Raw genomic sequence first — 19,889 nt, forward strand, 5'->3', positions numbered from 1 at the left:
CATTATGAACTCATCCAACCCCCGTCAACACATAGCACGTGGCCATTCACATAACGGGAGGCATCTGATGCCAAGAAAATAACGGGACCTTTTAAATCTTCTGGCTTTCCCCACTCTCCCATTGGAATACGGGAGCTAATATATTCATAACGCTGTTCATCATTTCGAATCCCCTCTGTATTATCTGTCACCATATATCCCGGGGCAATTGCATTGACACGAACTCCTTTTGACGACCATTCATTGGCTAATGCTTTTGTTAACCCTGCCACTGCATGTTTACTTGCCGTATAAGCAGGAACTCTTAGTCCACCTTGAAAGGACAGCATAGAGGCGATATTAATAATCGAGCCATTTCCTCTTTCAATCATATGACGACCGAGCTCACGCGAAAGCGTAAACAAAGAATCTAAATTCACTTGTAAAACCGCTCTGAAACTTTCATCACTAAAATTTTCTGCTTCGTGACGTCTAATAATTCCAGCATTATTAATCAAAATGTCAACGTTTTCATATTTTGCTAGAACTTGATCAGCTAATGTTTTTGCTCCACCTTCAGCAGATAAATCCGCTTTCAAAGAATAGAAGGTTCCACCGATCTCTTCTATCTTTTGCTTTGTTTCGACCATTTCACTTACTCCTGCCCCAATGACTGTCGCCCCAGCCTCAGCAAGACCAATGGCCATTCCTTGTCCGAGTCCACGACTAGCCCCTGTTACAAGAGCTGTTTTTCCTTTTAACGAGAAATTTTGATTAAACATATGCCACCCACCCTTTCATGTTCATTTATGTTCGTTTAAGTTTGATTTTATCATTCTTTTTCAGAACCAGCAAATGTTTTCTTATAATACTTTAATATTTTTTTCCTTAAAAGCTTCCTTAAATGACAGCTCTAGTGATGAATCAGTTATAACCATGTCCACCTCTTCTATTTGGGCAAACCTCATGAGACCCACTTGACCAAATTTTGTTGAATCAGCGAGTAAAATAGTTTCGTTCGAACTACGAATCGCTTGCTTTTTCCACTCTGTATGGTAACTTTTTAACACCGTCAAGCCATGCTCTAGTGATACACCTGTTGCCCCTAAAAAAAGCTTTTGCACAAACATCGACTCCAACATATCGGTCGTTTGTTGGCTATAAATCACCGGTGAATTTTCAAGTCTTACCCCACCCAACATGACGAGTTGAACGTTTTCTTTTGGATATAATTCATGAGCTACTTGGATATCATTGGTCAAAACCGATACCGGAAAATCTCCTAGTAACCGAGCTAAAGCCAGTGCCGTGCTACCTCCGTCTAATAAGATGACTTCATTTTTTTCAATATGAGATAACGCCTTTTCGGCGATTTCCTGTTTCTTATCCATATGACTAAGCTTTCTTCCCTCAACCGGAAAAAGGCTGGTTTTTGTCTCTTCTAATACCGCCCCTCCGTGCACACGACGTAAAAGCTTTTTATGTTCTAACATTTCTAAATCAAGGCGAATTGTCTTTTCGGTAACACCTAAAAGCTCACTTGCTTCCGAAACTTTTACCGCTTTATGTTCATTTAAATAAGCTAATAACATCTCATGACGCTTCTGTGATAACATTTCCATTCACTCCTTTACTCTTTAATAATCACACATAAACGAACATAAGTAAACATTAAATCTCATTCATTTCCTTATTTTTCATCTAAAAAAAAGAACATCACCAAAGACAATGGTATAATTTGTTTAAAGATGGTGAATATTTTGATTGCTCTTTTAATTGTTACTCTTTTATTCTTTTTAATTGGTAGTAGTTTGTTTTTCCTCGGGGTTGTTAGTGGTCAAGTGTTTATCGTGCTCTTATTCTCCTTTTTTTTCTTATGGTTCATACTAACCTTTACTCAACTACTAGTTAAAGGCGAGAAAAAAAGACTTACTAAAAAAGATTTGGCGATACCCGAAAAAGAAATTGCGGCTACAAGTGAAAAGTACCCTAACGAATTTACAAATTTGGGCGGCGTGTTATTATTACTTGGGCTAACAATATTTGGTGGATGGCTCCTTGCTTCTTTTACAAACAATACGCACCATATTTCTCCTGAAAAATATGGAGAGTGGAGAATATCAGTTTCTGTCATGATGATCGCCTATTTAGGATGTCTCTATATTTATGCGAAAAGAAAAAGAAGAAAGTTCTCCAAGGCAAAAAACCAGTAAAAACATCGCTACTGGTTTTTGTCATGAGTATTTATTTTTAGATTACAATAAGTTTGAGTCTACCCAAAGAAAAGAAACGACTAATTAAAAGCTCTAAAACACTTTTTCCTCTCGTGCCCATCCAATATTTTCATGATGTTTTAAAAGCATAAATAAGATAATAAGAAATGCTGATATGACCGCTATTTGCCCCTCATACCGAATATATTGGTAAGGGATAATCAAAATCGCTGCAAGCCCTGCAAAAAGGATGTATTTTTTATATGCTAGTCCAATTAGCCACAATACGCCAAGATACACTAAAGCAATCGGTTCTGTCGCCAAAAAGATTCCTAAACTAGTCGCAACGCCTTTTCCACCTGTGAAATTTAAAAAGACAGATTTTAAATTTCCAATAATGACAAATAAAGCGATAACCATTGCTTGACCACCATCAAATAATTGACCTGCATAAGTAACAATAAAATACGCTTTCCCCATATCTCCTAATAAAACGATGATTGCCATTGTTTTACCTAAATTTAAATAAACATTACTTGACCCTATATTTTTAGTTCCCACCGCTTGAATGTCTACACCTTTGAGTCTAGCCACTATCTTCCCGGTAGGTATAGACCCAATGACATATGCGATAACGCAGAACATTAGAAACAAAATCATCATTCTACCTCTTTTCCAATATCCATTACTTTATGACTACCATTTTAGTATAAACGAAGACTGCGTTATCGGGTATAACTAAAAAAAGGCACTTAAGTATTTTTAGTAGGAAGGAGATTTTCAATGAATCATTTAGTTGATAGCCCTGTCGGAGTATATATGCGAGCTATTTCACTTTTTACTGACCTGATCATTACCTTTATTTTCTCATTTATCATTCATTTATTTCTTGATTTGTCTATGTTCCTCATAGCAGTCGTTTTTTCATACTTATATGCAGTGTTTCTGCCAATTTTTTGGAATGGTTATACAATTGGAAAACGGCTATTCGGGATTAGAATTTCACAAATATCAGGGGGGAAATTAACCTTTACTTCTATGATAATAAGAGGGTGTTTTATCCCCATTCTATATAGCTCCTCTGCTGGAATTCTTCTTATAGTAAGTATATATCTTGTCTCAACAAGGGAAGACAAACGTTCCATTCATGATTTGTTAGCTCAAACATATGTCACATCGAATCTACCTGAACAAGAGAGTTAAAACCTTACTAAAGGGGTCTGATTTTTGAGTTATAAAGTAGTAATTTGTTCGGTATTATCGCTAAAATGGGTTTATTTGTTATTTCACCTCCTAACACTTTACAAACGATGACAATGTAAAGTAAACTATACGTAAAGTAAACTATACGTAAAGTTAGCTTTACTTAGGAGAGAACATGAAAACACTAATTCGTGAAAAACGTATCGATAAAGAAATCACTCAAGAGCAATTATCTCAACGTCTAAAAGTGTCTAGACAAACAATCATTTCTTTAGAAAAAGGGAAATACAAACCATCGCTTGTCTTGGCACACAAATTAGCTCAACTTTTTGAATGTACGATTGAAGATTTATTTATTTTTGAGGGGAATGAGAATTTAAATGAGTAATCTATTATGGGCTTCTTCAGGGATATTCATAGCTATTATTATTCAATTGATTACATGGTATTTTATTAGACGGAATGGCCAAAAGAAATACCTATACGATGAGCGTCATAAACAAATCACTTCCTTCGCCAAAGCCATGGCATGGAATGTCAGTTTTGTTACCATCTTAGTTGCTTGGTTTATCATTACTATAGTTGAAGGAGCATCATTAGCTTTCTTCCTATTCACTGGTGTCTACATTATTCATACTATTGCTTTTGGCATCGCTATCGCTTTTGAAACCGGTGAATTAGTCAAATTAAATAAGAGTGAGCAATAATAAGGATGCTTCGTGCAAGACGAAGCATCCTTATTACTATTTCCTCTATACGCCTTCCTCTTTTCCCTCCCGATGTTCTCCCACTTCCCATAAATTCAACTGAAATTATTAATACATTATGCTACATAAAAACACTTGCAATAAACGTCACTAAAGGTATGGTAATCAATGATAATAAAGTACTGACAACGGTTGTTATAACAGCTAAATTATCGCCATCCGAATATCTAGAGAAAACAACTGATGCTAACATAAAAGTTGGCATCGCTATTAGTATTGTTAGTAATTGTTTAATAAAATCCTCTAGTGGAAGTAAAGTCATTATAAGAATAGCAATCAGTGGGAATATCAATAGCTTTAAAATTAATGGATACCATAGTTCCTTATAGTAAAATACTTGTTCTTTACGTAAAAAAGGATATAATAAAAAGCCAATATATAACATAGCTAAAGGAGCGGCTAATCCTGATAGAATAGAAGATAATTGCTTCAAAACAAAAGGAGCCTCAAGCTTACTTATAACAAAGGCTAAACCCAAAATAATGGCGATTAGTGGAACATTAATTAATGCCTTTAACTGCTTGAAATGAAACCTTTTTTCGCTTTGTAAAAGGTAAATTCCTAGAGAAAATAAAATTAGATCAAGCCCTGCATCAAAAACCGCAGCAAGTAATCCCCCGATTGGACCAAAAATGGTCGCACTTAAAGGAATCCCAATAAAACCTACATTCCCCAAAACAGCTAATAAGCCTAATTTCGTCGCAAGTGATGGCTCAAACTTTATTAGACGACCAATCAAAATCGTTATTAATATGCCTAGTCCATTGAACACTACAGAAACGACAAATACTATAATCACCTGCTGAAAGACATTTTCATCAATTTCAGTATTAAATACCGCGTTTAAAATAATAGACGGTACAGCGAGGTTAATGATGATAAACATTAAAAGCTCTTTAGCTTGTAATGTAACCGGCACTCTTGAAGCGACAAAAGCTCCTAATGCTATCATGATACCCATTGTCATAATCGTAATCGTAATAGTTAAAGTATCCATAGTTACCTCATTAACCAAAAAGTAATTTATCTTAAAGTTTTTCTAGAAATAATAACTAGAGAAATAAATACATAGATTTTAAATGCACCCTAATAAGGTTTGAATTTTCCATGCAGCTTATTTTTATACTGTTCTAACTTACAAATCCTTTTAAAAGTAAGGAAAGAACAGATAACAACAATGACAAGCAACCACTCATGTGATTCGCCTCGATTATCGATGATATTCATCCTATTAACCTCCTTTCTTTAAAGTAGCCTCGAAGAATAACAGACCAATATTTGGTTGAAAACATCCATATTTAAAATACATACTACATGATTTGATCGAAAAATCAACCTACTTCTTCCATCATATATTCTCTCATGTACTCTAACTAATTATATTTTTAGCTATTACCTACATTAGAAAAATGTAAGACCCTCCTTTATTCATCTTAACTAATCTAAAAAGGCATATCTCTTCTACTAAAATGACTATTTGAGCATTAGAACGTAAGAAAATATAACATAACCCTTCCTTAATTTCACTGTCAGAATATTTAACATATTAACACTTCATTTATGATCGATTCATTATAATAGCAACTATTAACAATTTGTTGCGACACCATAATCGTTTCTATACATAGGGAGGAGCATTAATATGAATCAGAATTCGCTAAAAAAAGAGGTAGCTCATCAGCAAGAACGTTTGATTTTAAAAGAACCTGAAAATAAGAAGCCATTAAAGTTTCCCCATATTTATGTGATACTCTTTGGCATTATTGCCTTTATGAGCCTTTTATCTTTTTTTATCCCCTCAGGCGAATATGAGAGAACCGTCGGGGAAAATGGCCAAACAACGATCGATGCGGAATCATTTACTTTTATTGAAAATGCAACCATTGGCATTATTGATTTCATCTCAGCGATTCCGACTGGCTTCATGGCAGCAGCACCTGTTGTGTTTGCTACTTTTGTTCTTGGTGGATCGTTTATGGTCTTACAAAACATTGGACTCATTCAATTTGGGGTTGATCGATTAATACGTGCCTTTTCAAAAAAACGAATTGTCATTATTCCTGTACTGATTACAGCCTTTGCCACTTTAGCAGCATTTGTTGGTACACCTGAGCTTTGTTTACTCTATGTTCCTATTCTTATTCCCTTAATGATTAAACTTGGTTACAACAAAATTTTAGCGACTGCCATTGCCTTGGTTGGTCCAACAGCTGGATTCTTATCAGCCTTAACAAACCCTGGAACAGTCGGAGTCTCTCATGAAATAGCTGGGTTACCTATGTATTCTGGGGCAGGATATCGCTTTTTAGTTATAATCTCAATTGTTCTCGTCTCTTCTATTTTCTTAATGCTTTACGCAAAAAAATTAGAGAAAAACCCAGAATTAGTTGAAGAAGATCGTAAAGAATATGAAGCAAACAAAAACCAAATCGAACAAACCGTTACATTAACATTCCGTGAAAAAGTTGCCGGTGTCACTGCCATTCTTTTATTCATTGGCCTTGTTGCTGGAATTTTAACCTTTAGATGGAGCTTTATCGAACTCGCTGGTTACTTTTTAATACTCGGAATTATTGTAGGGGTTATAGCAGGTATGTCTGGAGAAGGCATTAGTGAATCGTTTAATAAAGGCTTTAAACAGGTGATGATGGGTGCGATGATTATCGGCATTGCCCGTGGTGTGGTCGTTATTATGGAAGAAAGTTTAATAATTGATACGATTATTTATGCTCTAGCTACTGTTGTCAGTACATTACCATCTGAACTATCCGTGATTGGGATGTTTTTCGCCCAATGGGTCTTTAACTTCTTTGTTCCATCTGGTAGTGGACAAGCCATGATTACCATGCCAATTATGATTCCTCTTTCTGATATTCTAGGCATTACAAGACAAACCGCAACGCTTGCTTTCCAATTTGGAGACGGGATGTCCACTTTGCTCTTCCCAACATCTGGACATATTATGGCCGCACTCGCCATTGCCGGTGTCTCTTGGTGGAAATGGATTAAATTCATTTTTCCATTAATGCTCATTTGGCTTGTACTAGGATGTACATTCCTGCTCATTGCCCATTTTATCGGATGGGGACCTTTCTAATCAAAAAATATGATGGCATCACTGTTCAGAAAAGATAACTTCTGATCAGTGATGTCTTATTTTCAGTCTTTTATAAAAGGCTCTCTATTTAAACTAACCTTTATGAGTGTGGAATTGAACTGATAACTGAAAAAAGAACTCAAGGCCAAGCTCCTAATTAGAAATTTTAAATGTATTACTAATTTAACTATATAAAAATACTGGCAATAAGCGTTACTAAAGGTATTGTAATCAATGATAATAAAGTACTCACAACGGTTGTGATAACAGCTAAATTATCGCCATCCGAATACCTAGAGAAAACGACTGAAGCTAACATAAAAGTTGGCATCGCAATTAGTATTGTTAGTAATTGCTTCATAAAATCCTCGAGAGGAAGTAAAGTCATTATAAAAATCGCCAATATTGGGAATAGTAAGAGCTTTAAAATTAATGGATACCAAAGTTCTTTATAATAAAATGGTTGTTCTTTACGTAAGAAAGGATATAATAAAAAGCCAATATACAACATAGCTAAAGGTGCGGCTAGTCCAGACAAGATAGAAGATAATTGCTTAAAAACAAAAGGAGCCTCAAGATTACTTATAACAAAGGCTAACCCTAAAATAATGGCGATTAAGGGAACATTAATTAACGCCTTTAACTGTTTGAAATGAAACCTTTTTTCGCTTTGTAAAAGGTAAATTCCTAGAGAGAATAAAACTAGATCAATTCCCGCATCAAAAACTGCAGCAAGTAATCCCCCGATTGGACCAAAGATGGTCGCACTTAAAGGAATTCCAATAAAACCTACATTCCCCAAAACAGCTAATAAGCCTAGCTTCGTTGCAAGTGATGGTTCAAACTTTATTAAACGACCAATCAAAATCGTTATTAATATGCCTAGTCCATTGAACACTACAGAAACGACAAATACTATAATCACCTGCTGAAAGACATTTTCATCAATTTCAGTATTAAATACCGCGTTTAAAATAATAGACGGTACAGCGAGGTTAATGATGATAAACATTAAAAGCTCTTTAGCTTGTAATGTAACCGGCACTCTTGAAGCGACAAAAGCTCCTAATGCTATCATGATACCCATTGTCATAATCGTAATCGTAATAGTTAAAGTATCCATAGTTACCTCATTAAACCTAAAAGTTATTTATCTTAAAGTTGTCGTAAAAATCATGAATCGAGTAAACAAATAGTTAATACACTGTTACCTACCCCTTTCTCACTTCAGCTTAATCTATCAATTGTTATACTCCTCCTTCAGCAACCCGTACACATAATGATCGACAAAGCGATCATATAAAAACTCTCCACTTCGAATACAGCCTTCTTTCTGAAACCCTAATCTTTCCGCAATAGCTTGACTTTTCTTGTTACCAGTTGCTGCTCTTATTTCGACTCGATTGAGAACGAGCTCCTCAAAACAATATTTGATCACAGCATGACAGCAATCCGTCATTAATCCGTTTCCTACATACTTATGGCCCAACCAATAACCAATCGATGTTGTTTTGTTGGGCCAATTAATCTCATGTAGCCCTATTACACCAGCTAAAGAACCTTTATACCAAATACCCGCTTGAAATCCATTATTTTGACCAAGTTGTTTTAATGAGCTTTCAATAAAACCCTTTGAATCGTTCACTTCTTTTATATAATCAACCCAAGGTAACCATTCTCTTAGATGTTCCTTTGAATCCTTCGTTAGTTGAAACAAACTCTCAGCATGCCTTACCTCAAATAAACGTAACATTGTATCTTCATTCACTTTATAATAAAACATCGCTTCCCCAACCTTTCTCTATGTATCTAATTGTTCAATCATAAACCGAATAAAACGTCTAGATTGCGATTCCTTTAATAAATTCGCTTCAATCCAACTTAACTCCATTTTTAAGAGCCGAACAAGTAAGGCAACTCCCTTCTGATGGTTAGTCGGAGTCATATTATTTAATATATCTTCCAGTTTTTCAGATACCTCTATAGGTAATGACCGCTGTAATGTCTTTATTCCTAATTGAGCACGATTTGGCTCATAACGATGTAACAAAATCTTTGCAAGGTTAGGCATAGCGAAGTTCAACATTTCAATTGCCCAAAAATCATTTCCTCTTTTTCTTGCTTTACTATATTGAAACAAAAACCAAGCGAGATCATAAGTATGTGTATCAAATTCATCTTCAGATAAAAGTAAATTCTGGTCCTCTTTAAAAGGTTTTAATCGATTATCAGGATCATAAATAACTTTAAAATAATCCTTCTTCTTAAACGTGGTTTCCGTTACAGTAAATAAATCGACATGCAAAAGGTTATCATATACAACAATTACTTGCGGAGCGATAATAAATAAATCCTCATAAAACAAGATTTCTCTATACTTACCAAGGTGCTGCATTCGACGGGTAAGAAACTCTTCTACTTCCGTATCTTCTACCAAACAATAAAGGTCGACATCGGATTGTTCATCGAATTCTCCTCTTCCAATGGATCCCTTCACAAAGATAGCTTTTACTGCACTGTCTTTCTTTAAACTTTTTGAAATAGCTTCAACTGCATCTAATTGCCTCATATCCTATCCCCCTTTAAAAAAAGATATTACGTCAGAATACTATTTCTTTTATGAATAATCAATATATTTTTTTCGTGGCATATTCTAATATTATTACTAAGCATACAAATGATTAAGGCTACAGCCGCACACTCCGTATTTATTAAGAAAAAAAAATCCATAAATTCAACTTCTTCATAAAGAAGTTCTCCAAAAGGTCTTAAAAGATTTTAATCATAAAACATACTAAGATTAGTGGGTAAGATCATCGACGGATGATTTTACCCACTATTTTTCTTTTAGGAGTATAGTGAGAGGTGAAAGAAAGCTCGACCAAAGCCTCAGGGATTCAGAATCCGGAAATCAAACCGAGCTTCTTCACTTTCATTACTGAATCAGTTTTAAGTATGTTGGGGCCATTGAGCTCGTGTATAGGAAATGGGAATCGGAATGAATAAGTGAAGAACTTTCAACTTTCGTATGAAAAGAGGAGAAAACATGGAATTTGTAACTGCTTTAGATGTTTCAATGGGGAGAAGTTATGTCGTCATCTATCAAAATCAAACATGCATTTATGAACAAGAGATTGCCCATAATCTTAAAGGGTTTCAACAGCTGCTCCATCAAATTCAAAGCCTCCCTGGGAAGGTGACAGTGGTTTTCGAATCCACAGGTATTTACTCAAAGCCGGTTGAAACATTTTGCCAAAAGAATGCACTGCCTTATTGTCTCTTAAACCCCTTGGCAGCTAAAAAGCAACTCGAACAAAATACACTCAGAAGTTGGAAGACGGACAAGCACGATGCACATATGTTAGCTCAATCTCACACCCATCACAGAAGAGAAGAAAAGATCCATCCATCGGATGTCTATCAAAATCTGCGTGATTTCTCTCGCTTTTATCAAGAAATAGAGGAACAAATTAAACGTATGCGTATGTACTTACACAATGCCCTGCATATGAGTTTTCCAGAGCTTGAACAGTTCTTCTCAAATAGACTCACCCCATACGCGTTAACACTGATTGAACTGTTCCCTCACCCTGATCTTGTTTTAGGTTCCAGTATTACAAAGATTAAGGATCTTTTAGTGAATCACACGAAGAAAAAAATATCACAGGAACGAGCGAAACAAAAAGCCATAACCATTATGGAGTACGCACAATCATCGTATCCAGCTGTGCCGTCCAACAGTGTTCAAACTCAAAAAGTACAGTACTATGCACGTCAGCTACTTCACCTATTAGAAGAAAAAGAACACGTGTCCCGAGCGATGATTGCAGAAGCTAAAACCCTTCCTGAATTCGAACGGCTCATCAGCTTTCCTGGTATCGGTGAGATAAGTGCTGCCCTGCTCATGGGGGAACTAGGTGATGTATCCCGCTTCTCCACCCATAAACAAGTGAATGCCTTTGTTGGAATTGATATTCGAAGATATCAATCAGGTAAATATCATGGACAGGACCATATCAATAAACGCGGAAATCCCAAAGGGAGAAAGATTTTATATATAATTATCCGAAACATGATTCGCCAACAAAAGGCAGCTCCCAATCACATTGTCGATTACTATTACAAATTAAAAAAGCAACCTACCCCCAAGAAGGACAAGGTTGCCATTGTCGCTTGTATGAACAAGCTTATAAAGTGTATTCATTCCATGGTTAGAAATGATACAAAGTACGATTACTCGCACGCGGTCTCAACGGACCAATAAAAGTATTATATCACATGAACCTCATTTTAAATGAACTAGACTTGAGGTTTATTTCTTATGCCTAATCATACGTAGTCGTACTAGAAAATAAAATAAGTAGTATCCTCCTACGTTAGATTACCCAACAAAAAGTCTAATTTTATTCAGTTGATCAGCAAGTGCTTTTTAATTTCTGCAGGGCCCTCCGGGCCCTGCAGAAATTAATTACCTTAACCTACATGGATCAGAAACCCCTTGACTAAACGTAGGAAAGAGGCTGGAACAAAACTAACTCCTCGAGCCCGTAACCCTTCTGCTTTTTCTAGATTACGAACACTAACAGCTAATTGGTTTACTGGTATCTTCTTTAATAAAGTCTCGACAATTTTAAAACCTAATTTTCCTGTTGCTCCTGTAACTAACATTTTCATATATGATTTCCCCAATATATTTTTCATTTTATCAGTCTAGAATAAGTGAATTTCCACAAAGAACATATAGGCTAAGCACTGATTCTGGTATTAAACTTCTCGTTTATGCCCAAATAGCTTCCGATCCAATGCAAGTAGTTGGCTCCCACTAATAACAAGTGCAGCTGCCATTGCCAATAAAACGATATCTAACTCATAACCTGCTGCTTCAGCTCCTAGGAAACCAAGTGGTAATTTCACAGTAAAGATCGCACCTAGCATTATAAAACCAATTAACGCTGAGGTCATTCTAGTTCCAATCCCTACTATTAAGGCAATTCCACCAAGAAGTTCAATGAATGCAACAACATAACCTAAGAAGCCCATAAGACCAATACTTTCAAACCATCCTGCTACATTACCAAGTCCCATTTGAAATTTAGCTATACCATGGATTAAAAAAGTTACTCCTAAGACTACTCGAATAATGAATAAACTCACTTCATATTTTTGGACCATTATTCATTCTCCTCTATGATTTTTTTAATTTAATTAACTTTCTAGCCTTCTAATTTTGGGGTTATTGTAGTATAAATCCCAATTTCAATTGCTATTTTTTTAATACTTTCTTTCTCATGCATAAACCCCTTGCTACTTTTTCACGATTAAGCGTATACGGTTTCCTGATGGATCTGTTGTAATCGAAGAACCATTTTCTTCTGTAACAGATGCCCCAATTCCCTTCAATTGTGCAATCATTTTATTTTTCTTTTCCTCACTTGAAAGCATTAAGGTAAATGATTCTAAACCAACACTATTACGAGGAGGTGCAGATGCCCCGACACCATTCCAAGTATTTAAACCTATATGATGATGGTATTTGCCATCCGAAATAAAAAGTGCCTGATTACCGAATTGATTTACGACTTCAAATCCAAGCCCCTTAATATAAAACTCTTCTGTCTTGCTTAATTCCGATACATGCAAATGGATATGGCCCATAGTCGTTTCAATCGGAAGACCTTTCCACAACTGCTCATTTCCTATAGATAAAAGATCAGGAAAATTCAATGGATCAACGGTCATTTCTACCTCCTTATCCTTCCAATTCCATTCGGAGGGATCCCGGTCTACATAGATTTCAATTCCGTTTCCATCTGGGTCAGATAAATAGAGAGCTTCACTTACAAGATGATCAGAAGAACCGAACTGTAACCCTATTTTCACAAAATGTTGTACTATATTGGCTAAATCAGTTCGCTTAGGCAGAAGAAGTGCAAAGTGATATAACCCCGTCGTTCTTTCTTGTTTTGCAACTACATGCTCTGGTTGTTCCACTGATAATAAAGCTGTTTTTCCATCCGCACTAAATGTAGCAGTTCTTGACGTTTGTTCAAGCACCTTAAAGCCAATGACTTCTTTATAAAAGGCGATAGAACGCTCTAAATTTTGTATCTTTAAATTTACCTGACCGACAAATGTAATAGGTCCACGATGAAAATTCATTTTAGCTGCCTCCTAATGAATCATCAAAAACATTTTGTTAGTTTATTACTTTATGTAAGTTAGTATATTATTATAAATAGAAGTAGTCAAGTAACTTTATGATAAAAGGTAATTCAATTATTTCTCTAAGCAGTTTATACTATATAAATAAGGAGTTGATTTAATTGGATAAGTCGATTTGTCCTAGATTTGAAAAAGCGATGGGTTTTTTGAGCCAAAGATGGACAGGTTTAATCATTTACCAGCTTCTATCTGGTCCACAACGTTTTTGCCATATCGAATCATCAATCGGCGTGAGTGGTAGGGTCCTATCAGAAAGGTTAAAAGTTCTTGAAAACGAAGGTATTGTAAAACGAGAAGTTTTCCCAGTAACTCCAGTTCGAATCGAATATTCATTGACTGAAAAAGGAATTGCCCTTGAACCTCTCATGCGGGAGATGGAAAATTGGTCACAAAACTGGTTAGAAGTATAATAGTGTAACTATAGGCGATAGATTTGGTAGGATACATTTGTAAGAAATTTAAAACTGACAATTTGGTTCAGTAATATTTCAAGATTTAATTAAAAGCCTATAAAAAGAGGCTCGGAAAAAGAGTTTTTACAAATGAGGAATTCGAACTTACTGGTTATTTAGCCTTAGCATGAGCTCTAGAATTAGACTCGCTAAGGTTGTGTATAGTTCGTATTCTCGGTTAAACACTTTAGTTTTATCCCAGCCTCAATTACTTTTTACAAACGTAATATACTAATCTGTTTACCAGACTTTCGCTTTTTGTTAATCGCTCTCAATTCTCCAATCATACCTTTACCATATAAACTTTGAAGAATAAAATAGGTAACTTTTATAAAATCTATTTTTTGAATTTTGTAAAAAAATGGGGTTTAAATAAATAAGAGTAAACGATTTAGAAAGGAAAAAGTGAAAGCTTGAATCTTTTATATGCCATATCTTGTAATAGTCAAGAATAAGACACACTCCCTTCATGAAATCGAACCCGATAATACTATCAATATCAAGACCATAATCCATTGAACCCAACTCAACATTGAAGTTTCGGATTGCTAATTCATCATGAATAGCCTCTATAAATGGTCGTTCTGATAATTCTTTGAGCTTTATCATACTTTTCTAAGTCCTGTCCATTTTTCTCCCGTTTATTGAGATCATTTCTAGAGGTAGGGAAACAAGTGTATCGATTAGATCTTGATCATTTGCGGCAGACACGAAGAGGAAAGAAAAAAGCACTCAGTGCCATCGGACACCGAATGCTTACCACCGTCTACTACATACTTTTAAGACACAAACCCTACTATGATATAATAGCAACGTAGCCGTATAGACAAAGAATTGAAAAATTTTAAAGTGAATTAAGAAATAAATATTTCTTTAACAAATTGTTGGTAGCACAAAATATGCTATAGGCTATAGGGGTGTTAACCTAAACTGACAACTCTACTGTCTACTTTTCTAAGCGTTTTTATTAATTGTACTTAAATATAAGTTTAACGAGTCTTCTACTTCGTTGGTGACTAACTGAATAAAGTCATCATATTCTTTTAGCATATGAGCTTTATCTAATGCTCCATAATAAGCTATTCGATTTTCTGCTTTAATAACAATTGGTGGATAACCATTTTTCATAAGTTCTAAATTTAATAACAAACGTGATGTTCGACCATTTCCATCAATAAATGGGTGAATTCCAACAAAGATAGCGTGTAACATAGCCCCGCGAACAACCGGATGCCATTCTTGCGTTTCTGTTTGTTCGTACCAGACCATCATCTGTTCCATCTCTTCTTTGATGAGGAAGGGAGCCGGCGGTATATGTTTAGCACCCGAAATAAAAACTTGCTGATCCCTATAGACACCAGCATATTCATCATCGATCCCTTTTAACACAAGTCGATGTAAACTCTTAATTTGCCATTCTGACAAAGGTTCACCTTTTTGTACAATTTCCTCTACAAAGTAAATAGCATCCCGATGATTAATAACTTCCAAGTGTTCACGTAGTGTTTTGCCACCAACAGTAATACCTTCTAGTACTACCTTCGTTTCGTTAATAGTTAACGTGTTTCCTTCAATTGCATTTGTATTATATGTCCAATCAAGTAACAGCTTTTCACGTAAACTTTTGACTGTATATTTAGGTAATGGTCGATTAGCATCTAGCAGAGCTTTCTTTTCATTTATTCGTTCGAACATTGGCCTCACCTCTCTCACTCAAACATATAATTAAATTTGATTATTTAGTTTCCGAAATGTAAAACTTCATAATATAAAATCTTTAATCGAGTATGTTTGACTCGTTCGCATCTTATCATTTTCATAAAACCGTTGTTCAATCCTTGTTAGCATAGACTAAACTCCTTCATCAATCTGTAATGACCATCATATGTCATCTAACTTTATAATTATATATATCTACTGCAATATGCTTTCAGTTCGCTCATGACCAACCTGAAGATACCACAAGTATATCCAGATTCAGCGGATTTCCCCACTTAGCATTCTGAATATTCATCCAAATAATTATTATTATGAATTCCTTTGGTCCATGTATAACAGTACCTACATACATAGTTGTACATTTTCCTCTTTGTTCCTGAAGATATTTCTTATAACCTTGCAGAATTCCATCCATAATTGCCTGTCCTATTGTAGAATTCGTCCGGTACTGGGTCATCATGTTGCTCATTAACTTCATACGCACTTTTTATATTATGGTGTACTCTCATTATATATTGATTTAATTTTAAATTAAAGTGAGCCTTTACAAGATTTACTGACCCATTTTAAGTTCAAACTGCATTTTGCTGAAGCTGACGTCTCTCTCATTCTGAGTATAGACACTTGTGCATTCAAACGATCAAATTAACAAAAATATTTACCTTCATGTGACACAAGTAATGAAAAAAAAGCCTCCCACAAGTTCAATGAACTCATGAGAAGCCTCCGTTAATATTCTCAATGTTAGCAAACCACTCTAAACTCACTAAAAAATCCTTATATACCAAGGGTTAGAGGGGCATTATTACATCATGCCGCCCATTCCACCCATTCCGCCCATTCCGCCCATATCAGGCATTCCTGGTGCATTTTCTTCTGGTAAGTCTGCTACTACTGCCTCAGTTGTTAAGAACATCGCCGATACACTTGCTGCATGTTGTAGGGCTGAACGAGTTACTTTAACTGGGTCAAGGATACCCGCTGCAATCATGTCAGTGTATTCGCCTGTTGCTGCATTGAAACCGATACCCGCTGTTTCGCCTTTTAGACGTTCTACAATAACAGAACCTTCAAGACCTGCATTGTGTGCAATTTGGCGAATTGGCTCTTCAAGTGCACGAAGAACGATGCTCACACCAGTTGCTTCATCACCTTTTGCATCTACAGCTTTAACTGCTCCAATAACCGTAACTAGAGCTGTACCACCACCAGCTACGACACCTTCTTCAACAGCAGCACGAGTTGAGTTAAGGGCATCTTCAATACGAAGTTTACGCTCTTTTAGTTCTGTTTCAGTTGCGGCACCAACTTTAAGAACAGCCACTCCACCTGCTAATTTCGCTAAACGCTCTTGTAATTTCTCTTTGTCAAAGTCAGAAGTTGTTTCTTCTGCTTGAGCTTTAATTTGGTTGACACGAGCTGAAATTTGAGCTGGTTCGCCTGCACCTTCAACGATCGTTGTGTTTTCTTTTGTCACAACGACTTTGCTTGCACGACCAAGTTGAGAAATGTTCGCTGATTTAAGGTCAAGACCTAAATCTTCTGTAATCACTTCCCCACCAGTTAAGATCGCAATATCTTCTAGCATTGCTTTACGACGGTCACCAAATCCAGGAGCTTTAACGGCTACCGCATTAAATGTACCACGTAATTTATTTACGACTAATGTTGCTTGAGCTTCCCCTTCAACATCTTCAGCGATGATAAGAATTGGTTTACCTTGTTGAACCACTTGCTCAAGAACTGGTAAGATTTCTTGAATGCTTGCAATCTTTTTATCCGTAATTAAAATATATGGATTTTCAAGAACCGCTTCCATTTTATCAGAATCCGTTACCATGTATGGAGAAACGAAACCACGATCAAATTGCATACCTTCTACTACTTCTAATTCAGTAGAGAAACCTTTTGATTCTTCGATTGTAATAACGCCGTCGTTTCCAACACGTTCCATTGCTTCTGCAATAATTTGTCCAACTTCTTCATCAGCTGCTGAGTTAGCCGCAACTTGTGCAATTGACTCTTTGCCCTCGATTGGTTTCGCAATATTTTTAAGTTCTGTAACCGCAGCAGCTGTTGCTTTTTCAATCCCTTTACGGATACCCATTGGGTTCGCACCAGATGTTACGTTTTTAAGACCTTCACGAATCATCGCTTGAGCTAAAACAGTCGCAGTTGTTGTACCGTCACCAGCAATATCATTCGTTTTGCTTGCTACTTCTGCTACTAATTTAGCACCCATGTTTTCGAATGCATCTTCTAATTCGATTTCTTTTGCGATCGTTACACCGTCATTTGTAATAAGTGGTGAACCGAATTTCTTTTCTAGAACAACGTTACGTCCTTTTGGTCCAAGCGTTACTTTTACGGCATTTGCTAATGTATCTACACCACGAAGCATTGCGCGACGTGCGTCTTCACTGAATTTAATTTCTTTTGCCATTGTCTCTACCTCCTAAAAGAATCATAAATATAAACGGGTCCGTGCCCAAATTTGTTCTATTAACCGATAACAGCTAGAATATCACTTTCACGAAGGATTAAGTATTCTTTTCCATCGTACTTTAATTCCGTTCCAGCATATTTAGAGAAAATGATTTTGTCGCCTTCTTTAACCTCAAGTGCAATACGTTCACCGTTATCAGCTACACGTCCAGCACCTACAGCAACAACTTTCCCTTCCTGTGGTTTTTCTTTAGCAGAGTCTGGTAATACGATACCGCTTGCTGTTTTTTCCTCAGTTTCAACTTGCTCGATCACAATACGATCACCTAATGGCTTTAACAAGGAAAACAACCTCCTTCAAATAGATAATATGTAATAGTTTCATTATTAGCACTCGAACCTTTTGAGTGCTAACACAATTATTATAATAATCATTCAATCCACCTTTTGCAAGTATTTTGCGTTAGATTTTCTGCTTTTTTTATCGATAATTTTCGTCATATCTCTTCATTCCTGTATGAAAACCACTCATAGATATAAAAATAATATATAGAAGAGTTATCTTCTGCGATAAATGAAGAGCTGTGGTAATATAAATGAAGGAAACATGAATAAAGGAGACTTTAAATGACAAAACGCTATTGGTTCGTAATCCTTACATACATACTAATCGCCCAACTTGCAGCGATTCCGATCGCCGAATTCCTTCTACTCTTAGGTCTTGAGAAAGGTCAAGTTGATGGATTAGCACATATTATTTCCTTTTCACTAGGCTTGATTATCATCTTACTATTACTTAGACCAGATATGAAAAATCGCCATAGCACCCCAGGTCGTTCGACACGTTGGCAGGCGGTTGGATGGTCCTTATTAGGAATCTTAATGGCTTATGGTGGTCAAATCCTTGCTAATATTGTGGAACAAATGGTTCTTGGAATTGAGCCTGGTTCGGAAAATACAGCTGAAATCATTGCCATGATCGAAACCTTTCCATTAATGATTCTGATTGTCTCCATTATTGGTCCGATTTTAGAAGAGATTATTTTTCGGATGATTATTTTTGGAGCACTTTATAAACGATTTAATTTCCCAATTGCAGCCGTATTAAGCTCAATTATTTTTGCGGCAGTTCATTTTGACTTTAGTCATTTACTCATTTATACGGCCATGGGCTTTGTCTTTGCTTATTTATATGTCAAAACAAAACGAATACTCGTTCCGATTATTGCTCATATTGCGATTAATACAATCGCCGTCATTCTCAATCTCCTACTTGGCGATTTTATCAATGAACTATTAGAGCAGCAAGAATCACTTAATCAAGCGGCTTTATTTATTGGAGGACTTTTATGAGATTTTCACCTTTAACGATATCAATTGTTTATTTTTCAATGGGAACACTCTTCATTATGCTAGCGATTAGAAGTGTCAATATGTCAGGTTGGGATGTCTGGACGATTCTTCTAATGGGCTTCGCTGCGTTTGATTATTTCTTAGCTATCCGTTATTTCCAACTACGAAAAATCATTAAAAAGATGCAACAAAGCAATAACGAAAATGATAATAAATAACTCAACTTTCGCAGCGTATAATTGACCCTTAAGCGTTGATAGAGTTTGACTTTAGGGCGATACAAGACTCAAATTGACTTTACATGTTCGGTTCAATCGTTGACAGTCTGAACACATCTCTTCGTAGGCTGTTGAAGGAAATTGTTCACTAAAATGAAGTGCTTCGGCTGTCGCTACCAAAACCATACTCCGCGTCCTGCGGGAACCTTACGAGCCTCCTC

22 protein-coding genes and 1 pseudogene are annotated in these 19,889 nt (G+C 36.0%); 9 read left to right on the top strand and 14 right to left on the bottom strand.

Annotated elements, in window-relative coordinates; all coding sequences use genetic code 11:
- Nucleotides 1-2: 2 nt before the first annotated feature.
- Together kduD and AA0017_RS16740 are read right to left on the bottom strand one after the other, a co-directional pair.
- Entirely contained in the window at nucleotides 3-761 is a 759-nt protein-coding gene (gene kduD, locus AA0017_RS16735; protein WP_413376287.1) for a 2-dehydro-3-deoxy-D-gluconate 5-dehydrogenase KduD, read from the bottom strand.
- 81 nt (nucleotides 762-842) lie between these two features.
- On the bottom strand, nucleotides 843-1,595 hold the full coding sequence (locus tag AA0017_RS16740) for a DeoR/GlpR family DNA-binding transcription regulator (protein ID WP_413376289.1): 753 nt from the start codon (nucleotides 1,593-1,595) through the stop codon (nucleotides 843-845).
- A gap of 144 nt (nucleotides 1,596-1,739) precedes the next feature.
- On the opposite strand from AA0017_RS16740, the gene AA0017_RS16745 reads away from it, so the two are divergent.
- Nucleotides 1,740-2,192: a hypothetical protein gene (locus tag AA0017_RS16745; RefSeq protein WP_413376291.1), complete on the top strand. Its 453-nt coding sequence runs from the start codon at nucleotides 1,740-1,742 to the stop codon at nucleotides 2,190-2,192.
- Nucleotides 2,193-2,285: 93 nt separating this feature from the next.
- Here AA0017_RS16745 and AA0017_RS16750 read toward each other — a convergent pair whose 3' ends face one another.
- Nucleotides 2,286-2,852 carry a glycerol-3-phosphate acyltransferase gene (locus AA0017_RS16750; protein ID WP_413376293.1) on the bottom strand — a complete coding sequence of 189 codons (567 nt, stop codon included), beginning with the start codon at nucleotides 2,850-2,852 and terminating at the stop codon, nucleotides 2,286-2,288.
- Between the two features lie 123 nt (nucleotides 2,853-2,975).
- Here AA0017_RS16750 and AA0017_RS16755 point away from each other — a divergent pair, with 123 nt between their 5' ends.
- The 3 genes from AA0017_RS16755 to AA0017_RS16765 all read left to right on the top strand — a co-directional run bounded on the left by AA0017_RS16755 (nucleotide 2,976) and on the right by AA0017_RS16765 (nucleotide 4,102).
- Complete coding sequence (locus AA0017_RS16755; RefSeq protein WP_413376295.1) at nucleotides 2,976-3,395, top strand: RDD family protein; 420 nt, start codon at nucleotides 2,976-2,978, stop codon at nucleotides 3,393-3,395.
- 175 nt (nucleotides 3,396-3,570) lie between these two features.
- Nucleotides 3,571-3,783 carry a helix-turn-helix transcriptional regulator gene (locus tag AA0017_RS16760; RefSeq protein ID WP_413376297.1) on the top strand — a complete coding sequence of 71 codons (213 nt, stop codon included), beginning with the start codon at nucleotides 3,571-3,573 and terminating at the stop codon, nucleotides 3,781-3,783.
- Entirely contained in the window at nucleotides 3,776-4,102 is a 327-nt protein-coding gene (locus AA0017_RS16765) for a hypothetical protein (RefSeq protein WP_413376299.1), read from the top strand. The genes AA0017_RS16760 and AA0017_RS16765 overlap by 8 nt, the downstream gene beginning before the upstream one ends.
- Before the next feature lie 121 nt (nucleotides 4,103-4,223).
- Here AA0017_RS16765 and AA0017_RS16770 read toward each other — a convergent pair whose 3' ends face one another.
- Together AA0017_RS16770 and AA0017_RS16775 are read right to left on the bottom strand one after the other, a co-directional pair.
- On the bottom strand, nucleotides 4,224-5,159 hold the full coding sequence (locus AA0017_RS16770; protein WP_413376301.1) for an AEC family transporter: 936 nt from the start codon (nucleotides 5,157-5,159) through the stop codon (nucleotides 4,224-4,226).
- A gap of 89 nt (nucleotides 5,160-5,248) precedes the next feature.
- Entirely contained in the window at nucleotides 5,249-5,389 is a 141-nt protein-coding gene (locus tag AA0017_RS16775) for a hypothetical protein (RefSeq protein WP_413376303.1), read from the bottom strand.
- Between the two features lie 415 nt (nucleotides 5,390-5,804).
- Here AA0017_RS16775 and AA0017_RS16780 point away from each other — a divergent pair, with 415 nt between their 5' ends.
- Nucleotides 5,805-7,259, top strand: a complete 1,455-nt coding sequence (locus AA0017_RS16780; protein ID WP_413376305.1) for a YfcC family protein — start codon at nucleotides 5,805-5,807, stop codon at nucleotides 7,257-7,259.
- Nucleotides 7,260-7,446: 187 nt separating this feature from the next.
- Here AA0017_RS16780 and AA0017_RS16785 read toward each other — a convergent pair whose 3' ends face one another.
- The 3 genes from AA0017_RS16785 to AA0017_RS16795 all read right to left on the bottom strand — a co-directional run bounded on the left by AA0017_RS16785 (nucleotide 7,447) and on the right by AA0017_RS16795 (nucleotide 9,828).
- Nucleotides 7,447-8,382 (bottom strand): AEC family transporter, encoded by a 936-nt coding sequence (locus tag AA0017_RS16785; RefSeq protein ID WP_413376307.1) that lies wholly within the window; start codon nucleotides 8,380-8,382, stop codon nucleotides 7,447-7,449.
- A 117-nt stretch (nucleotides 8,383-8,499) separates the two neighbouring features.
- Nucleotides 8,500-9,042: a GNAT family N-acetyltransferase gene (locus AA0017_RS16790; protein ID WP_413376309.1), complete on the bottom strand. Its 543-nt coding sequence runs from the start codon at nucleotides 9,040-9,042 to the stop codon at nucleotides 8,500-8,502.
- An 18-nt stretch (nucleotides 9,043-9,060) separates the two neighbouring features.
- Nucleotides 9,061-9,828, bottom strand: a complete 768-nt coding sequence (locus AA0017_RS16795; protein ID WP_413376311.1) for a nucleotidyltransferase domain-containing protein — start codon at nucleotides 9,826-9,828, stop codon at nucleotides 9,061-9,063.
- Between the two features lie 477 nt (nucleotides 9,829-10,305).
- Between AA0017_RS16795 and AA0017_RS16800 the strand changes: the two genes are divergently transcribed.
- Entirely contained in the window at nucleotides 10,306-11,523 is a 1,218-nt protein-coding gene (locus AA0017_RS16800; protein WP_413376313.1) for an IS110 family transposase, read from the top strand.
- 242 nt (nucleotides 11,524-11,765) lie between these two features.
- On the opposite strand, the pseudogene AA0017_RS16805 reads toward AA0017_RS16800, so the two are convergent.
- The 3 genes and pseudogenes from AA0017_RS16805 to AA0017_RS16815 all read right to left on the bottom strand — a co-directional run.
- Nucleotides 11,766-11,933, bottom strand: a pseudogene (locus AA0017_RS16805) (SDR family oxidoreductase); the annotation flags it as partial.
- A gap of 90 nt (nucleotides 11,934-12,023) precedes the next feature.
- Nucleotides 12,024-12,431, bottom strand: a complete 408-nt coding sequence (locus AA0017_RS16810; protein WP_413376314.1) for a DoxX family protein — start codon at nucleotides 12,429-12,431, stop codon at nucleotides 12,024-12,026.
- A 132-nt stretch (nucleotides 12,432-12,563) separates the two neighbouring features.
- Nucleotides 12,564-13,418: a VOC family protein gene (locus AA0017_RS16815; protein WP_413376316.1), complete on the bottom strand. Its 855-nt coding sequence runs from the start codon at nucleotides 13,416-13,418 to the stop codon at nucleotides 12,564-12,566.
- 164 nt (nucleotides 13,419-13,582) lie between these two features.
- On the opposite strand from AA0017_RS16815, the gene AA0017_RS16820 reads away from it, so the two are divergent.
- Nucleotides 13,583-13,891 (top strand): winged helix-turn-helix transcriptional regulator, encoded by a 309-nt coding sequence (locus tag AA0017_RS16820; RefSeq protein WP_413376318.1) that lies wholly within the window; start codon nucleotides 13,583-13,585, stop codon nucleotides 13,889-13,891.
- 996 nt (nucleotides 13,892-14,887) lie between these two features.
- Here AA0017_RS16820 and AA0017_RS16825 read toward each other — a convergent pair.
- The 3 genes from AA0017_RS16825 to groES form a co-directional block, all read right to left on the bottom strand.
- A complete protein-coding gene (locus tag AA0017_RS16825) occupies nucleotides 14,888-15,628 on the bottom strand; it encodes a Fic family protein (RefSeq protein WP_413376320.1) in 741 nt (246 codons plus the stop codon).
- 829 nt (nucleotides 15,629-16,457) lie between these two features.
- Nucleotides 16,458-18,095 carry a chaperonin GroEL gene (gene groL / locus AA0017_RS16830; RefSeq protein WP_413376322.1) on the bottom strand — a complete coding sequence of 546 codons (1,638 nt, stop codon included), beginning with the start codon at nucleotides 18,093-18,095 and terminating at the stop codon, nucleotides 16,458-16,460.
- Between the two features lie 59 nt (nucleotides 18,096-18,154).
- Nucleotides 18,155-18,439: a co-chaperone GroES gene (groES, locus tag AA0017_RS16835; protein ID WP_413376324.1), complete on the bottom strand. Its 285-nt coding sequence runs from the start codon at nucleotides 18,437-18,439 to the stop codon at nucleotides 18,155-18,157.
- A 285-nt stretch (nucleotides 18,440-18,724) separates the two neighbouring features.
- Here groES and AA0017_RS16840 point away from each other — a divergent pair, with 285 nt between their 5' ends.
- Nucleotides 18,725-19,450 (top strand): CPBP family intramembrane glutamic endopeptidase, encoded by a 726-nt coding sequence (locus AA0017_RS16840; RefSeq protein ID WP_413376326.1) that lies wholly within the window; start codon nucleotides 18,725-18,727, stop codon nucleotides 19,448-19,450.
- Nucleotides 19,447-19,668: a YdiK family protein gene (locus tag AA0017_RS16845; protein WP_413376328.1), complete on the top strand. Its 222-nt coding sequence runs from the start codon at nucleotides 19,447-19,449 to the stop codon at nucleotides 19,666-19,668. The genes AA0017_RS16840 and AA0017_RS16845 overlap by 4 nt, the downstream gene beginning before the upstream one ends.
- Nucleotides 19,669-19,889 lie beyond the last annotated feature (221 nt).

This window comes from Alkalihalobacillus phoenicis (assembly GCF_047302405.1).
Taxonomy (GTDB): domain Bacteria; phylum Bacillota; class Bacilli; order Bacillales; family Bacillaceae_D; genus Alkalihalobacillus.

What these genes read in the sequence shown, in the direction of transcription:
- AA0017_RS16755 (WP_413376295.1), top strand. Translation starts at nt 2,976, where the DNA reads ATGAATCATTTAGTTGATAGCCCTGTCGGAGTATATATGCGAGCTATT.
- AA0017_RS16775 (WP_413376303.1), bottom strand. Translation starts at nt 5,389, where the DNA reads ATGAATATCATCGATAATCGAGGCGAATCACATGAGTGGTTGCTTGTC.
- AA0017_RS16810 (WP_413376314.1), bottom strand. Translation starts at nt 12,431, where the DNA reads ATGGTCCAAAAATATGAAGTGAGTTTATTCATTATTCGAGTAGTCTTA.
- AA0017_RS16800 (WP_413376313.1), top strand. Translation starts at nt 10,306, where the DNA reads ATGGAATTTGTAACTGCTTTAGATGTTTCAATGGGGAGAAGTTATGTC.
- AA0017_RS16740 (WP_413376289.1), bottom strand. Translation starts at nt 1,595, where the DNA reads ATGTTATCACAGAAGCGTCATGAGATGTTATTAGCTTATTTAAATGAA.
- AA0017_RS16790 (WP_413376309.1), bottom strand. Translation starts at nt 9,042, where the DNA reads ATGTTTTATTATAAAGTGAATGAAGATACAATGTTACGTTTATTTGAG.
- AA0017_RS16845 (WP_413376328.1), top strand. Translation starts at nt 19,447, where the DNA reads ATGAGATTTTCACCTTTAACGATATCAATTGTTTATTTTTCAATGGGA.
- AA0017_RS16825 (WP_413376320.1), bottom strand. Translation starts at nt 15,628, where the DNA reads ATGTTCGAACGAATAAATGAAAAGAAAGCTCTGCTAGATGCTAATCGA.
- groL (WP_413376322.1), bottom strand. Translation starts at nt 18,095, where the DNA reads ATGGCAAAAGAAATTAAATTCAGTGAAGACGCACGTCGCGCAATGCTT.
- AA0017_RS16815 (WP_413376316.1), bottom strand. Translation starts at nt 13,418, where the DNA reads ATGAATTTTCATCGTGGACCTATTACATTTGTCGGTCAGGTAAATTTA.
- AA0017_RS16770 (WP_413376301.1), bottom strand. Translation starts at nt 5,159, where the DNA reads ATGGATACTTTAACTATTACGATTACGATTATGACAATGGGTATCATG.
- kduD (WP_413376287.1), bottom strand. Translation starts at nt 761, where the DNA reads ATGTTTAATCAAAATTTCTCGTTAAAAGGAAAAACAGCTCTTGTAACA.
- AA0017_RS16750 (WP_413376293.1), bottom strand. Translation starts at nt 2,852, where the DNA reads ATGATTTTGTTTCTAATGTTCTGCGTTATCGCATATGTCATTGGGTCT.
- AA0017_RS16780 (WP_413376305.1), top strand. Translation starts at nt 5,805, where the DNA reads ATGAATCAGAATTCGCTAAAAAAAGAGGTAGCTCATCAGCAAGAACGT.
- AA0017_RS16765 (WP_413376299.1), top strand. Translation starts at nt 3,776, where the DNA reads ATGAGTAATCTATTATGGGCTTCTTCAGGGATATTCATAGCTATTATT.
- AA0017_RS16795 (WP_413376311.1), bottom strand. Translation starts at nt 9,828, where the DNA reads ATGAGGCAATTAGATGCAGTTGAAGCTATTTCAAAAAGTTTAAAGAAA.
- AA0017_RS16785 (WP_413376307.1), bottom strand. Translation starts at nt 8,382, where the DNA reads ATGGATACTTTAACTATTACGATTACGATTATGACAATGGGTATCATG.
- AA0017_RS16840 (WP_413376326.1), top strand. Translation starts at nt 18,725, where the DNA reads ATGACAAAACGCTATTGGTTCGTAATCCTTACATACATACTAATCGCC.
- AA0017_RS16760 (WP_413376297.1), top strand. Translation starts at nt 3,571, where the DNA reads ATGAAAACACTAATTCGTGAAAAACGTATCGATAAAGAAATCACTCAA.